General features: G+C 55.4%; 1 pseudogene. It reads right to left on the bottom strand.

The features are described from left to right. Positions 1-285: pseudogene (locus M989_RS24125) on the bottom strand (IS1-like element IS1A family transposase); the annotation flags it as partial.

Raw genomic sequence — 285 nt, 5'->3', positions numbered from 1 at the left:
ATAATGCCCGATGACTTTGTCATGCAGCTCCACCGATTTTGAGAACGACAGCGACTTCCGTCCCAGCCGTGCCAGGTGCTGCCTCAGATTCAGGTTATGCCGCTCAATTCGCTGCGTATATCGCTTGCTGATTACGTGCAGCTTTCCCTTCAGGCGGGATTCATACAGCGGCCAGCCATCCGTCATCCATATCACCACGTCAAAGGGTGACAGCAGGCTCATAAGACGCCCCAGCGTCGCCATAGTGCGTTCACCGAATACGTGCGCAACAACCGTCTTCCGGAG

It is taken from the genome of Kluyvera georgiana ATCC 51603, from assembly GCF_001654985.1.
GTDB classification, from domain to species: domain Bacteria; phylum Pseudomonadota; class Gammaproteobacteria; order Enterobacterales; family Enterobacteriaceae; genus Kluyvera; species Kluyvera georgiana.
This window is presented reverse-complemented; position numbering and strand designations above follow the sequence as displayed.